Below are 14,207 nucleotides of genomic sequence, written 5' to 3' on the forward strand. Positions count from 1 at the left end.
GAATAGAAACGAGACCTGACAATCATCATGACTTGAATGAAAATCAAGTACAGGATTTCGCCTGTCGGCCATTCGAGTGAGTAATTTCCGGAACCAAGCATGTACTCCAGCATATGTGGCCTTACCCGCCTCCGAGGCAACCGCAGTCACAAATGGGTTCCAAACAATGAGTAAGTAGGGCAGTCCAATCCGGATCAACTCTTGTAATGATTCAGCTGCATTGAGGGACAGTTCAGCACGATCGACCTTAATAGGTGAGTCAATCGTCACCTCATCCACCCAGCCTCCATCCACCTTTCTTGAATCTGTCGCAATCTCGATCCACACATCGTCCGGTAAGTTGGGAAGTTTTAGGGGGGACGAAGCGGGTATGCCAACGTCTAAACCCAAATCAAAAAACCTCAAAACCTGGCCCCCAGCATAGAATCCAATTACTGCGGCGACAAATTTCCGGCCGTTGCCATTTTCGAATAGTGCGCCTTCCAGTAGTTGCCCTTTTGGACGACCGGGATCATGATTCTCAAGAAGAGTAAATGGATTACTGTTCACCTTGTCAACCAGCCTTTCTGGATCGACGTCCACCAGCAACTTACCATTTATATCGCATTCATCTGTCCAGATCACTGCGCGAACAATTTTCCCGAACTTCCCCCCTTGGTGTCGTTGCTCCACCTCTTCAACCCACTTAAGTGCAGCAGGTGTTTCTTGAATAAAATCAGACATATGCTTCGTCCCTTCTGATGCAATATGCAAAAAGCCAGATAAACCATATTATAATCGGCCACACCTTCGAGCCCTTCGCTTTGGGATCTGAGAGTTCCGCGCATCATGAGGCAATCACAGCAGACCAACGCAAAAGACAGATAACTGCCGCAAACCCACTCCAGATATAGGGTAACAGATGCTCAGTAGCGTACGAAGTTTTGATACAGAGTTTAATGAGCGAGAGCCATACACACAGACAAATCAGCCAATACGGACAATCACGATCAATCTGGTAAGTTCCAGTGGTTGCAACTCCACCGTCCTTCTCATTTGTTACCACACAGTAAGCATGGATTACCAACACATCTTTCATACCTCTGATGTACCTACGCTTCTCGGATGGATCAGTGAAGCGCTTGCATTCTGAGGTTTCAATTACGCACTTGCCTACCCCACACTTTAAAGCAGAAATGATAGCTCCCTTGCCACGTTCAAACACCTCTTTTTTAATCGACTGCCTATTAAGCCACAGCATAATATTGCGCAAATAACCGACATAATATCCCTTATACTCTTTCAAGCCCGAATATGACACATCCGGCTGCTGCTGATAAAACCTCAACAATAAATATGCGTTAATTGCAAAAGCGACAAACCAAATGTGCTCGGTATTCCTTCTGAACTCAATTTGGGTGCCTAACACTGACAAGGCTTTTAGGTCCGCCCCAAAAAACCATAGAGCAATGAGCAGGGACGAGAAAGCAAGTAACCAACCGCGAGCTTTTGGGAAAGAGCCTTCATCGAAATCAGAACTCACAGCAACACTCCAGACAGGTTATTAATTATCGCAGTTAGCTCGACGTCTGCCGGGAGCAATCTAGCCGAATACTGGAGAGCTTACAACTGGTCAAGGCGAATACAAAATGGCAACCAAGTTTTTACATTACCCAGCCGACTACACAGCCCGGACGCCAAGTTTAACCGGCGCTTGGATGATCTTATCTAGCCACGCCCATCCCTTATATCGATCACCTCGCCCCCGCAAATGGGTATAACGGCGTAGCGAGTTCCAATCGCGATGCCCGGATACGCTCGACACCCTCGGGATATCCCAATCCATTTCAAACAACCGGCTCACTCCTTCATGGCGAAGGTCATGAAAATGGAGCCCACCTATCGCTACCACCTTACAAGCTCTTGCCCAAGACATGCCGACTGAGTCGGTGTTAAACGGGAAAATCTCAGGACACTGGCGCGGCATGCTTTGCAAAATCTGCCATGCCTCATCCGGCAAATGACACCAGACATCAATTGCCGATCTTTTGGCCAGGGTTCTTCATATCCCGCACCTTTACCGCCTGCCGATGTTCGTCCAAATCCTCCCAGCGGATTCTGGTGATTTCATCCATCCTCCGTGTTGAGAAGATCGCGAACGCCATCACCTTGGGCATATGAATAGCAGTGGGCCTACGCTTCAGCATCTCGAAGAAATGCTCAAGAACCTTGTCGAGCTCATCCAGTGTCGGACGTCGATCCCGCTCGCGGCTGCGCATGTTATATCCGAATTGCTTGAGGACAAGACGAGCATCAGGCATAGCCCGCGCGTCAATCTCGTAACCCCACGCAGCCCTGGCCAGCGACAGAACCGACCCAAGGTGCGCCAAGTCATTACCTGCCGTCTGCGGTTTGACTCCACCACCCTCGGGACTCATTCGCCACAAAGCGTAGTCGACCAGCACCTGCTGGGTGATATTGGAGTCGACAACTTCCGCGAGGTAGGTTTTCTGGATGGCTCTGAGTGTCTGTCGCTTGGTCACACCTAGCGGCCGGGCTTTCTCCGCTTCTACCAGGTACCGGTCAATCATCGCGGTAATCGGACGCCCCACACGGTTCGCCCGCTCGATTGCGCCCGGCACCGACAATTCGGTCTCGCGTCGCTTCGCCCATGCCACAGCCGCCTGTTTGCGGGCGAACGTCTGGCTCTCTTGGTAGACTGTCACCTTGTCGCGGTTGATGCGGATCTGAGCTGTGTAGCTGATGGTGCCGTCGGCCTTCTTACGGGGTCTGATCGTTGCCATGAGAATTGGTACACGTCCTATTTCGCTTGGTACATTGCACCAAGCGCTCGGTAAAAACGCCTCCCCCCCCCGAAAATCGGTACGAAACACGTTGAAAGAAAACACAGCAAAACTAGGCTCCAACCCACAAACCACGCGCCCTGAACCCTCCCGCCGGTTCAGCGTTGCCCCCATGATGGACTGGACCGACCGCCACTGCCGGTACTTCCTGCGCCTGCTCTCCCAACGCGCCCTGCTCTACACCGAAATGGTCACCACCGGCGCCCTGCTCCACGGCGATGCGGCGCGTTTCCTGCGCCATGACGAGTCCGAGCACCCGCTGGCCCTGCAGTTGGGCGGCAGCAATCCGGCTGAGCTCGCCGCCTGCGCGCGTCTGGCGCAGGAAGCGGGCTACGATGAGGTCAACCTCAACGTCGGCTGCCCCAGCGACCGGGTGCAGAACAATATGATCGGCGCCTGCCTGATGGGCCACCCGGCGCTCGTGGCCGACTGCGTCAAGGCGATGCTCGACGCGGTCGAGATTCCGGTGACGGTCAAGCACCGCATCGGCATCAATGGCCGCGACAGCTATGCCGAGCTGTGCGACTTTGTCGGCCAGGTGCGCGACGCGGGTTGTCGCAGCTTCACCGTGCATGCACGGATCGCGATCCTTGAGGGCCTGTCGCCAAAGGAGAACCGCGAGGTGCCACCGCTGCGCTACGAAGTGGCGGCGCAGTTGAAACAGGACTTCCCGGACCTTGAGCTGGTGCTCAACGGCGGGATCAAGACCCTCGATGAATGCCGCACGCACCTGCAGACCTTCGACGGCGTGATGCTGGGGCGCGAGGCCTACCACAATCCGTACCTGCTGGCCGAGGTGGATCAACAACTGTTCGCCAGCGACGCGCCCGTCGTGACGCGCAGCGAGGCGATGGCGCGGCTGATGCCGTATCTGGTGGCGCATGTGGAGAGTGGCGGGGCCATTCATCACATCACCCGGCATATCCTCGGCCTGGGCCAGGGCTTCCCGGGGGCGCGGCGGTTCCGCCAGTTGCTGTCGGCAGACATTCACAAGGCGGCCGAGCCGCTGAAGGTGGTCGAGCAAGCGGCAGAGTTGCTGGCCGGACGCTAGGGGAACCCTGGGCGGGGGCTGGACTCGAAGGGGGAGTCGATGCCCCATCCAGGGGCTGCCATGTGGCCATCGCGGGGCCAGCCCGCGCCCCCCATGACGCAGGATAGCCTTAGCCGGTGTTTGGCCTTGAGTGGCCGCCAGGGCTCGGGTAATGTCAAGACACTCACAGGACAGAGCATCAGGACAGAGCACGCCCATGACCTCAAAGCTGGAACAACTCAAGCAGTTCACCACCGTGGTCGCCGACACTGGGGACCTGGATGCCATCACCCGCCTCAAGCCGGTCGATGCCACCACCAACCCGTCGCTGCTGCTCAAGGCCGCGGCCATCTCGGGTTACGCCGACCTGCTCAAACAGGTCAAGGCTGATGCCAAGGGCAACGTCGACCTGGCCTGCGACAAATTCGCGGTGGCCGTGGGCGCGGGCATTCTCAAGGTCATCCCCGGGCGCATCTCCACCGAAGTGGATGCACGCCTGTCGTTCGATGAGCCGGCGTTGCTGAACAAGGCACTCCAGCTGATCGCCCTATACGAAGCTGCCGGTATTTCCAAGGATCGCGTGCTGATCAAGCTGGCCTCCACCTGGGAAGGCATCCGCGCCGCCGAGAAGCTGGAAAAGGAAGGCATCCAGACCAACCTCACGCTGCTGTTCTCCTTCGCCCAGGCCCAGGCCTGTGCCGATGCCGGGGTGTTCCTGATCTCGCCGTTCGTGGGCCGCATCTACGACTGGTACAAGAAGACCACCGGCAAAGAGTACGTCGGCGCCGAGGATCCAGGCGTGCAGTCGGTGACACGCATCTACGATTACTACAAGACCAACGGCTACGACACCGTGGTCATGGGCGCGAGCTTCCGCAACGTCGGGCAGATCGAGCAACTGGCCGGGTGCGATCGCCTGACCATCAGCCCGGAGCTGCTGCAACAGTTGAGCGACGACCAAGGCGAGCTGCCGCGCATCCTCAAGCCGGGCAATACTGGCGAAGCCAAGCAAGTGCTGAACGAGAGCCAGTTCCGCTGGGCGATGAACGAGGATGCCATGGCCACCGAGAAGCTGGCCGAAGGCATTCGCCAGTTTGCACGCGACCAGGAGAAGCTCGAGGCGTTGATGGCCGACAAAGGCTGACACATATCCGAGTTGTGGAACGGGCGGGAAGTACTGAGTATTTCCCGCCCGTTTGCGTTTGTGTATTCGAAAAAGAAGCTGCCGGCCCATCGCGGTAAAAGCCCGCTCCCACAGAAGCATGTGCCCTGCCACGGAATAGGTGCTGCTGTAGGAGCGGGCTTGTCCCGCGATGGGGCCGGCAGCCTCCCAACAGATGGAAGCAATGACCACCACCCTCCCCCTCATCCTAGCCGGCCCCGTGCTGCGCCGCCTGGAACCGCAACGCCTGGCCATCTGGCTGGTCGCTTCACGACCACTGAACCCCAAGTTCGTGCTGGACTGCCCGCACGTCGGCAGCCAACTGGAGTGCCAAGTCGTCGCCATCGGCGAACATGCTCATGTACACCTGCTGAACCTGCACTTCGACCAGCCCTTGCCCGAAGATGTGCTGCTGGAGTACGACCTGCACCTGGACAATGATCAGAGCATCGCCGACTGGGCGCCGCACCTGCTGTACCCAGGTGCCAGTCGTCCGAGCTTCGTGTTGCGCAAGCGTATCGATCCATTGCTGCACGGCTCGTGCCGCAAACCCCATCACCCCGCCGCCGACGGCCTGCTCTGCGCCGACCGCCTGCTGCTCGACAACCCACCCCCTGAACAACGCCCGGCGCTGCTGATGATGACCGGCGACCAGGTGTATGCCGACGATGTGGCCGGCCCCACCCTCAAGGCCATCCACGGCTTGATCGAACGCCTGAAGCTGTTCGACGAGCCTCTCGACGGCGCGCTGGTCGACAGCGGCCAGGCGCTCTATCGTCATCCCGCCTGCTACTACCATCGCGCCGACCTGCTGCCAGCCCAGCAGGGCAATGAGCCGCTGCGCCGGCGTTTCTTCCGGGGCAAGCGCAAGCCGATCTTCTCGTCGAGCAATGCCGACAATCATCTGGTGACCTTCGCCGAGGTCATGGCCATGTACCTGCTGGTCTGGTCGCCCACACCCTGGACACTGGTGGGGCTGGAGGCGCCCGAAGGGCTCTCTGTCACGCGCCAGCAGCGCTACCAGGACGAACTGCCGCTGATCGAGGCGTTCCGCGACGGCCTGGGCCAAGTGGCGCGCGTCATGGCGCACCTACCCTGCCTGATGATCTTCGACGACCACGACATCACCGATGACTGGAACCTGTCGGCGCAATGGGAGCAGACCGCCTATGGCCACCCCTTCTCGCGCCGGATCATCGGCAACGCCCTGCTCGGCTACCTGCTGTGCCAAGGCTGGGGCAACGACCCCAAGGGCTGCACAACGCTGGTCGAGGGATTGCAGGCACTGACTGCAAATGCAGCGCAGGGCGCATTGGACGGTGAGGCCCTGGATACACTGATCGGTGATCTGCTGCGTTTCCAAGGTTGGCAGTACGACCTGCCCAGCGACCCACCACTACGCGTACTGGACACCCGCACCCGACGCTGGCGCAGCGAAAGCAAGCTGGGCAAGCCGTCCGGGCTGCTTGACTGGGAAGCGCTGTGCGAACTGCAGCAGGCCCTGCTCGATCATCCGTCGGCGATCATCGTGTCACCGGCGCCGATTTTCGGGGTCAAGCTGATCGAGACGGTGCAGCGGGTGTTCACTGCGCTGGGCTACCCGCTGCTGGTGGATGCCGAGAACTGGATGGCCCATCGCGGCGCCGCTCAGGTGATCCTGAATATCTTCCGCCATTCCCGCACGCCGGGACACTACGTGATCCTGTCCGGGGACGTGCATTATTCATTCGTCTACGAAGTGCTGATCCGCCACCGCCAACGCAGTCCACACCTGTGGCAGGTCACCAGCAGCGGGATCAAGAACACCTTTCCAGTGCGCCTGCTGGATGTGCTCGACCGTCTGAACCGCTGGCTGTACTCACCGCGCTCGCCGCTCAACTGGTTCACCCAGCGCCGATCGATGGAGGTGGTGCCGCGCGTGCCAAGCCGAAGCAAGGTCGGGGAGCGGCTGTGGAATGGTGCGGGCCTGGGGCAGGTATTCTTCGACGAGCAGGGGCGGCCGGCGCGGGTTGTCCAGCTGAGTGCCGAGGGCGATGAAGCGACGGAGTTCGTGCGGTGTGGTGAGAGGGACCGCTAGCGGATCCCGGGGCGCCATTGGTGCCGAATCAGGAACGCTCCAGCGCACTCACCAGATCACGAAACGCTTCGCGGTTGGAGTCGTTCAGGCCCATGAGGATCTTGTGCGCCTCCAGCACCTTGGAGCGCACCACTTCTTCGTTCTGATCCTGCGATGGCAAGTCGCTCAGGCAATCCGGGCATGGCAGCGGACGGTCGACGATGTTGAATACCTGGTCGAATCCCATCGACTGCAATAGCCGGGAAATGTCCGGGTTGGTGGTGACCACGGTCGGCAGCAGGCCGACCTTCTGCCGCGACAGGATCGACAGCTTGGCCAGCAGGCCCAAGGTGGTGCTGTCGATGCTTTCGGTTTCGGTCAGGTCGATGACGATGGCCGAGAAATTCAGTGCGGTGAAGATCTTCTCGATCGTCGCATCCAGCGCCGAACACAGGGTCAGGCGCACTTCACCGACGAATTTCAGCACGAAGGTACCGCTCTGCTCGGCGAACTGGATTCTACCGGTACTCATTGAAGGTTCCTGCTCAACACCAATAGGGCGATATCATCCGGCATCTCCCCAAGCGTAGCCAATCCGAATCGTTGGCGCAGCCCGTCCAGGCTGCCCCCCGCGGTCTTGACGATTTCCGGCAAGGCCGCTTCCTTATCTTTGAGTGTATCCCCAGGTAAAAGGTCCAGGATGCCATCGGACATGAGCGTGAGACTGAAGCGCGGCGGCAGCTCGAGCACATGGTCCTGGTAGGTGGCTTCATCGAACAGCCCCACCGGCAGGCCACGGCCTTCCAGATAGCGGGCCTGCCCCGGGGTGTAGAGCACAGGCAGCGGCAGGTGGCCGCCGACGCTGTAGGTCATCAGGCCGGTGTCTTCGTCGATCACCCCGCCGACCATGGTCACATGCTTGCCCAGCTTGCAGTTGATCAGGCCACGGTTGATGTGCGCCAACACCTGCGACGGCTTGAACTCGCGCATCTTGCCGTTGCGCTTGAATTCGAACAGCAGGCGGGTGGTCATGAACTTGAGCAGCACGGTGACGAAGGCCGAAGACGCGCCATGGCCGGACACGTCGGCCAGGTAGAAGGCGATGCGGCGCTCGTCGACGCGGAAATAATCGGTGAAATCGCCGGAGAGGTAGAGCGAGGGAATGATCTGGTGGTCGAACGACAGATCGCCCGCAGTCCACGGCTTTTCCGGCAGCATGTTCATCTGCACCTGGCGACCGGCGGTCTGGTCTTCCTGCAGCAGGTGCAGACTGGCTTCCAGCTCCCGGTTGGCAGCTTCGAGCTTGTCGCGGTAGCGCTGGTTCTCGAGCACCAGGCGCGAACGGTCGAGCGCACGGCGCACCGAGTGCTCGAGCACGGCAAGGTCTTCCAACGGCTTGATCAGGTAGTCGGCCGCGCCCAGGCGCAGGGCCTCGACCGCATCGCTCATGACGCCGGCACCGGATACCACGATCACGGGCAACTGCGGAGCGTGCTCGGTGATCCGGCGGATCAATTCGAGGCCGCCCATCTGCGGCATGCGCAGATCGCAGATCACGAGGTCGGGCTGGTGTTCTTCGAAGACCTGGAGCCCCTGCTGGCCATTACCGGCCTGGAGGACGCTGAAGCCACTGTCTTCCAGATAGGCGGCGAGGCTTGCACGGACCACGTCGTCGTCATCGATGATCAGCAGCGTTGCACTGGTTTTCTGCATGTGGGCGAACGGCGCCGATTGGTTGGCGTAGCGGACATCGGCAAGGGCGACGGACGGCTACTGGAATACTCTGTGACCACTTCTCTTTGAGGTGTAGGACAAGAAAACCTGTCCGGCAAATCGCAGTGGTGCCCTGTAAGGCGCAGACGGTACTCCCATCCGCGGGGCGTTTCAAGCATACGAGGGTCGAGTTCGCTGTGCTAATCACCAGCGGTTATTTGACAGGGCCGTTTGGCATACGGTTGGGTATAGAAAAGCCCTTGAGCGGCCAGACAATTACAGGATGTAAATGCCTGAGGCTACTCGCGGGCAGGTCTGGAAAAGATCAGGTTTCAGCGACGACCGATGTGCGACGACACACTCCACAGGTCGACGCCACCGTCTGTGGCATGACGGTCGATGGCGGCCAGCTCGTCAGGGGTGAACTGCAGATTGCCCACCGCATCGAGGGAGTCGTCGAGCTGCGCCAGCGTACGTGCGCCGATCAGCGTCGAGGACACCCGCGAATCACGCAGCACCCAGGCGATCGCCATCTGCGCCAGGGTCTGGCCGCGGGCCTGGGCGATGTCGTTGAGGCCGCGGATTCGCGCCAGGTTGTCATCGCCGAGCATGCGCGACGGCAGCGAACCACCCCGGGTGGCGCGCGATTCGCTTGGCACGCCCTGCAGATACTTGTCGGTGAGCATGCCCTGGGCCAACGGCGAGAAGGCAATGCAGCCGACTCCCAGATCGTCGAGCGTGCCGAGCAAGCCCTGCTCGATATCGCGGTTGAGCATCGAGTAGTTGGGCTGGTGGATCAGCAGCGGCACGCCTTCAGAAGCCAGGATTGCTGAAGCTTCGCGGGTCAACTCCGGCGAATAGGAGGAGATGCCCACGTACAGGGCCTTGCCCTGGCGGTGCAACTGCGCCAGGGCGCCCATGGTCTCTTCCAGCGGTGTGTCGGCATCGACCCGGTGCGAATAGAAAATGTCGACATAATCCAGGCCCATGCGTCGCAGGCTCTGCTCGCAACTGGCGATCAGGTGCTTGCGCGAGCCGGTCGGGCCGCCGTAAGGGCCCGGCCACATGTGCCAGCCGGCCTTGGTGGAGATCACCAGCTCATCGCGGTAAGCGGCAAAATCCTGGGCCATCCAGCGCCCGAAGTGTTCTTCGGCGGAGCCGGCAGGCGGGCCGTAGTTGTTGGCCAGGTCGAAGTGCGTGACACCACGGTCGAAGGCACGGCGCAGCAGGCTACGGCCGGTCTCGAACTGATCCACGCCGCCGAAGTTCTGCCACAGGCCCAGGGAAATGGCCGGCAGTACCAGGCCGCTGCGCCCAACACGACGATAGGGCATGGCGCCCTCATAGCGACCGGGATCGGCAAAGTAAGTCATCAAGTCCACCTCTTGGTCTGGTTACATGCGAGGCAGTACGCAGCCTGTCGGCGCGACCACCGCTGAATCCATTCAACCAGCAAACGTGCGAATTTCAGACAGAAAAGAACTCAGCGCCATGCTGAACCATTTTCATCAGTGGGCCTGACCTGGCTCATGAAAGGCCCTGATCGGCTCGAATCAACTCGATCAGCTGACGCAGGGCGGGTGGCGTCTGGCGGCGGCTGGGGTAGTACATCACCAGCGGCTCGTCGCTGGAGGCCCATTGCGGCATCACCACTTCCAGCGCACCGCTGCGCAGCTCTTCGCGTACGCGCATTTCCAGGCAGTACGCCAGGCCCAAACCCGCAACTGCGGTGCCAATGGCCATGTCGCTGGCGTTCAAGCGCAGCGGCCCTGGCCCTTCGATGCGCACCTGCCGTTCTCCGTCACCCAGCTCCCAGGGGTAGACCGAATCGTCGCCGATACGCATCTGGATGCAGCGATGCTGCATGAGCTCGGCGGGCGATGTGGGTCGGCCGTGCTTGTCCAGGTATGCCGGCGCGCCAACCACAACCCAGCGCAACACGCCGGTCAGCGGGATGGCGATCATGTCCTGGGGCACGGTTGCACCGAAGCGGATGCCGGCGTCGAAGCCTTCGGCAACGATGTCGAGCATGCGGTCGTCCATCACCAGGTCGAGGTGTACCTGGGGAAAGCGCGACAGGAACCGATCAAGCACCGGCAGGATCAGCAGGCGCCCCGCGTCATGGGGAATGTTCAGGCGCAGACGACCGACGGGCGCCTTGCGGTGGTCTTCGAGGGCATTGAGGCCGTGGCCGATGGCTTCGAAGCCCTGGGCCAGGGACTGCATGAGGTCGCTGCCGGCGGCCGTCAGCGCGACCGAGCGGTTGGTGCGATTGAGCAGGCGGACTTCGAGGCGATCTTCGAGCTTCTTCATCGTATGACTCAACGCCGAGGCGGTCAGCCCGAGCTCGTTGGCGGCATCGACGAAACTGCCGCGACGTGCAATGGTGAAAAATACGTTCAGGTCCGCCAGATCGGAGCGCTTGAATGCCGCCATGGGGCCAGCCACCCTTGAGAATGAGAACGACGGCCATTGTGCCGTCAATCAGGAAGAAGCTGAACGCACAGGTGCATCACTTTCACACTGCGCCAAAACGAAGAAGGCGACCCTTGCGGTCGCCTTCTTCTGCTTGCCTGACTCAGAAATCGTCTTCGACTTCCCCGTCCTTGACCTTGAACTCGCGGTTCTGCAGGTAGGCGTTGCGGATGAAGATGTACTTGTCGCCCTGCATCAGCTTCTCTGCCGACAGCAGGCTGGCGCGGGTGTCGATCACGTCCAGGGCGAAGATCGAGTTGCGGGTCGGTACATGATCGATATAGCGGTAGGGTTCGGTGAAGGAGTCCGGGTACTTGGACAGGCCGTCACGCACAGTGCTCGGCCCCAGCAGCGGAATGACCACGTATGGCCCGCTGGGCACGCCCCAGTAGCCGAGGGTCTGGCCGAAATCTTCGTCGTTGCGCTGCAGCCCCATGCGAGTGCCGACGTCGATGAAGCCACCCAGACCGAACGTGGTGTTGACGATCAGCCGCGCCGTGTCGATGCCTGCGGCGCGAGGCTTGAGCTGCAGGACATTGTTGGCCAGGTTGCCGACGTCGCCCAGATTCCGGAAGACATTGTGAATGCCGTCCTCGAGGAACTGCGGGGTGATCGCCTGATAGCCCTGGGCCAACGGCTTTAGGGCGTAGGTATCAATGGTGTCGTTGAACCTGAAGATCGGTCGATTGACCACTTCCCAGGGATCTTCCTCGGTCGCCGCCTGGGTGGCGGCCACAGGCGCCAGCAACAGACTGGCACAGACACAGGCCTGGGTGATTCGCTCGATCACACCGGCACCGATCCTCTGCATAGATGTTTCTCCATCGGATTTCACGGTGGCAGCCGCCTGAAGGCGCTGCTGGATAGTGCGCCAGTATAAAGGCAATCTGGCAGGCAGCCAGCATTACACACCTTTGTTCAACATTTTGTGAACAAAGATTTTCATCTTCCAACTGTCATCCGACCGTCATGAAGGGCGTTTAGCCTGCGGTGTATTTCAGGGATGTTGCCATGCACGAAGCGCCCGCCCCCACTGCTGTGCTGTTCGGTCTGCGCGGCTGCCTGGTCCAGGCCGCGAACGGCAGCCCCCTGCCCGCCCCAGGCGCCCTGGACACCCTCGAACAGCTGCGGCGCCAGCAAGTACCCTGCATCTGGCTGGACGACCTGAGCAACCATCAGGGCGAGCGCCTGGCCAGCGTGCTCCCCGACTGGCTACCCGGCCAGGTCGCCAACGGTTCGCCCTGGCCTTCACCGAACGCTTGCTGGCATGCCTTGATGTCATTGAACAGCGATCGCCTCGACGGCTGCGTGCTGGTCAGTGGCGAGCCGCGCCTGTTGCAGTCGGGCCTTAATGCCGGATTGTGGACGGTCGGCCTCGCCGCCTGCAGCCCATCGTGCGACCTGACATCGAGTCTGTGGCAAGCCATGAGCACGCAGGAGCAGGAGTTGGCCCGCGGCAAGGCTACCCTCGAGCTGTTCGGCCTGGGCGTGCACTCGGTGATCGACCACCTGGAATCACTGGAAACCTGCCTCGCGGACATCGCCCAGCGCCGACGCAAGGGTGAAAAACCCTGACACAGCGTCGTTGATGCCGGTCATGCAAAGCGTCAGCAAGTGGATTACGCTTGAAGTCAGGCCAGAACCTTTGCCGCTTCGCCGAGGTCCATGGCTTGCCAAGTCATTGATGGAGAACAGCCAATGCCCGCCCGCGAATTGCAAGAGCGCCTGAACAGCCTGCGCGAGCAACTGGATCGAAACGTACCGCTGACCGACGAGGAACTGGCCAGCCTGCGCGAGGAAGCCCGACAGATTGAAGCGCAGATGAAGCTTGAAGAGGCTTCCCCGGACAACAACCTGGTAGATGGCGTCAACCTTGCGGTCGAGCGTTTCGAGGTCGACCACCCGGAGCTGACTGCAACCTTGCGAGACATCATCACCCGGTTGCACAGCATGGGTATCTGATTCGACGATAAAGGGTCGCCCTGCGGCCCCATCTCGGCACGAGACCGCTCCCGCACGCATGCGGGAGCGGTCTCGTGCCGTTTTGACCGTCAGTTACTGGCGAACCAGGCGCGCGTTGCGCGGGCTGATCGCGCCTTTGCTGCGGTACGGATTGATATCCAGCCCACCCCGGCGCACATAACGCGCATACACCGTCAGATGCTCCGGCTGCAGCAGGCGCAGCAGGTCCAGGTAGATCCGCTCGACGCACTGCTCGTGGAAGTCGGCATGCTGGCGGAAGCTCACCAGATAGGTCAGCAGGCTGGCATGATCCAGCGCGCAGCCCTTGTACTCGACCACCACACTCCCCCAGTCAGGCTGGCCGGTAACCGGGCAATTGGACTTGAGCAGGTGGCTGTGCAGGGTCTCCTCGACGATACGTTGCGAGTCGCAGCGCAGCAGTTCGGGCTGCGGTTGCTCGTAGTTGCTGATGCTCACGTCCAGCCCATCGATGCACTGGCCCGGCAAGGCCACCACACCCTGCTGCTCGACCTCACCCAGCGTTCGAACCTGAACCTTCACAGGCTTGCCTGCAGCAGCGGACAAGTCCTTCTCCAGGCACGCCTGCAGCTCGCCGGTCGATGCGAACACCGTCTGGTTCAACGAGTTGAGGTAGAGCTTGAACGACTTGGACTCGATGATGTTAGGCGAGTCGGCCGGAATGGCGAACTCGCCGATGGCCACCACCGGCTTGCCGGAGGGCAGCAACCACGACAGCTCGAAGCAGTTCCAGTAGTCCACGCCCTGCCACGGCAGGGTCTGTGCGGTCACACCCAGCTCGGCCCATTTGGCCGTGCGTGGGATCGGAAACAGCAGCGACGGGGTGTAAGTGGCGATGTATTCGCTGGACTTGCCCAGCGGGGAGTGTTCGGCGGCGGGATGCATGTATCTGACCTGAAAGCGCGGGAATGGCGCCATTCTACCGGT

General features: G+C 60.5%; 13 protein-coding genes and 1 pseudogene. 5 read left to right on the forward strand and 9 right to left on the reverse strand.

Translation table 11 applies throughout. The features are described 5' to 3' along the window. From APH44_RS29830 to APH44_RS21405, 3 genes and pseudogenes are all read right to left on the reverse strand, one after another. The coding region (locus APH44_RS29830; RefSeq protein WP_156343777.1) for a hypothetical protein at positions 1 to 723 on the reverse strand (723 nt) is incomplete at its 3' end. A gap of 103 nt (positions 724 to 826) precedes the next feature. Then, positions 827 to 1,522, reverse strand: coding sequence for a hypothetical protein (locus APH44_RS29835; RefSeq protein ID WP_156343778.1), 696 nt, complete (start codon positions 1,520 to 1,522; stop codon positions 827 to 829). Positions 1,523 to 1,660: 138 nt separating this feature from the next. Beyond that, positions 1,661 to 2,783, reverse strand: a pseudogene (locus APH44_RS21405) (tyrosine-type recombinase/integrase). 91 nt (positions 2,784 to 2,874) lie between these two features. Between APH44_RS21405 and dusA the strand changes: the two are divergent. The 3 genes from dusA to APH44_RS21420 all read left to right on the forward strand — a co-directional run bounded on the left by dusA (position 2,875) and on the right by APH44_RS21420 (position 7,112). Beyond that, positions 2,875 to 3,894, forward strand: coding sequence for a tRNA dihydrouridine(20/20a) synthase DusA (gene dusA, locus APH44_RS21410; RefSeq protein WP_054894419.1), 1,020 nt, complete (start codon positions 2,875 to 2,877; stop codon positions 3,892 to 3,894). A gap of 196 nt (positions 3,895 to 4,090) precedes the next feature. Continuing rightward, entirely contained in the window at positions 4,091 to 5,017 is a 927-nt protein-coding gene (tal, locus tag APH44_RS21415) for a transaldolase (RefSeq protein ID WP_054894420.1), read from the forward strand. Between the two features lie 202 nt (positions 5,018 to 5,219). Beyond that, on the forward strand, positions 5,220 to 7,112 hold the full coding sequence (locus tag APH44_RS21420; protein WP_054894421.1) for an alkaline phosphatase D family protein: 1,893 nt from the start codon (positions 5,220 to 5,222) through the stop codon (positions 7,110 to 7,112). A 28-nt stretch (positions 7,113 to 7,140) separates the two neighbouring features. Here APH44_RS21420 and rssC read toward each other — a convergent pair whose 3' ends face one another. From rssC to APH44_RS21445, 5 genes are all read right to left on the reverse strand, one after another. Further along, on the reverse strand, positions 7,141 to 7,623 hold the full coding sequence (rssC, locus tag APH44_RS21425; RefSeq protein WP_054894422.1) for an anti-sigma factor antagonist RssC: 483 nt from the start codon (positions 7,621 to 7,623) through the stop codon (positions 7,141 to 7,143). Next, the gene (gene rssB, locus APH44_RS21430) at positions 7,620 to 8,804 is read right to left on the reverse strand and encodes a two-component system response regulator RssB (protein ID WP_054894423.1); all 1,185 of its coding nucleotides are present in this window, start codon (positions 8,802 to 8,804) and stop codon (positions 7,620 to 7,622) included. The genes rssC and rssB overlap by 4 nt, the downstream gene beginning before the upstream one ends. 332 nt (positions 8,805 to 9,136) lie before the next feature. Continuing rightward, positions 9,137 to 10,177: an L-glyceraldehyde 3-phosphate reductase gene (mgrA, locus tag APH44_RS21435; protein ID WP_054894424.1), complete on the reverse strand. Its 1,041-nt coding sequence runs from the start codon at positions 10,175 to 10,177 to the stop codon at positions 9,137 to 9,139. A 154-nt stretch (positions 10,178 to 10,331) separates the two neighbouring features. Then, complete coding sequence (locus APH44_RS21440; RefSeq protein WP_054894425.1) at positions 10,332 to 11,240, reverse strand: LysR family transcriptional regulator; 909 nt, start codon at positions 11,238 to 11,240, stop codon at positions 10,332 to 10,334. Between the two features lie 142 nt (positions 11,241 to 11,382). Further along, positions 11,383 to 12,090 (reverse strand): VacJ family lipoprotein, encoded by a 708-nt coding sequence (locus APH44_RS21445; RefSeq protein WP_054894426.1) that lies wholly within the window; start codon positions 12,088 to 12,090, stop codon positions 11,383 to 11,385. 200 nt (positions 12,091 to 12,290) lie between these two features. On the opposite strand from APH44_RS21445, the gene APH44_RS21450 reads away from it, so the two are divergent. Beyond that, positions 12,291 to 12,854: a phosphonoacetaldehyde phosphohydrolase-related protein gene (locus tag APH44_RS21450; RefSeq protein ID WP_054894427.1), complete on the forward strand. Its 564-nt coding sequence runs from the start codon at positions 12,291 to 12,293 to the stop codon at positions 12,852 to 12,854. Between the two features lie 123 nt (positions 12,855 to 12,977). Further along, entirely contained in the window at positions 12,978 to 13,241 is a 264-nt protein-coding gene (locus tag APH44_RS21455; protein ID WP_054894428.1) for a DUF4404 family protein, read from the forward strand. Positions 13,242 to 13,334: 93 nt separating this feature from the next. On the opposite strand, the gene queF is transcribed toward APH44_RS21455, so the two are convergent. Continuing rightward, positions 13,335 to 14,165, reverse strand: a complete 831-nt coding sequence (gene queF, locus APH44_RS21460; RefSeq protein ID WP_054894429.1) for an NADPH-dependent 7-cyano-7-deazaguanine reductase QueF — start codon at positions 14,163 to 14,165, stop codon at positions 13,335 to 13,337. Positions 14,166 to 14,207 lie beyond the last annotated feature (42 nt).

The sequence above is a fragment of the Pseudomonas sp. NBRC 111143 genome, assembly GCF_001320965.1.
In the GTDB taxonomy this organism is placed as follows: Bacteria; Pseudomonadota; Gammaproteobacteria; order Pseudomonadales; family Pseudomonadaceae; genus Aquipseudomonas; species Aquipseudomonas machongensis.

Coding starts and splice junctions, on each gene's coding strand:
- tal (WP_054894420.1), top strand. CDS start 4,091: ATGACCTCAAAGCTGGAACAACTCAAGCAGTTCACCACCGTGGTCGCC.
- APH44_RS21420 (WP_054894421.1), top strand. CDS start 5,220: ATGACCACCACCCTCCCCCTCATCCTAGCCGGCCCCGTGCTGCGCCGC.
- rssC (WP_054894422.1), bottom strand. CDS start 7,623: ATGAGTACCGGTAGAATCCAGTTCGCCGAGCAGAGCGGTACCTTCGTG.
- rssB (WP_054894423.1), bottom strand. CDS start 8,804: ATGCAGAAAACCAGTGCAACGCTGCTGATCATCGATGACGACGACGTG.
- mgrA (WP_054894424.1), bottom strand. CDS start 10,177: ATGACTTACTTTGCCGATCCCGGTCGCTATGAGGGCGCCATGCCCTAT.
- APH44_RS21440 (WP_054894425.1), bottom strand. CDS start 11,240: ATGGCGGCATTCAAGCGCTCCGATCTGGCGGACCTGAACGTATTTTTC.
- APH44_RS21445 (WP_054894426.1), bottom strand. CDS start 12,090: ATGCAGAGGATCGGTGCCGGTGTGATCGAGCGAATCACCCAGGCCTGT.
- APH44_RS21450 (WP_054894427.1), top strand. CDS start 12,291: ATGCACGAAGCGCCCGCCCCCACTGCTGTGCTGTTCGGTCTGCGCGGC.
- APH44_RS21455 (WP_054894428.1), top strand. CDS start 12,978: ATGCCCGCCCGCGAATTGCAAGAGCGCCTGAACAGCCTGCGCGAGCAA.
- queF (WP_054894429.1), bottom strand. CDS start 14,165: ATGCATCCCGCCGCCGAACACTCCCCGCTGGGCAAGTCCAGCGAATAC.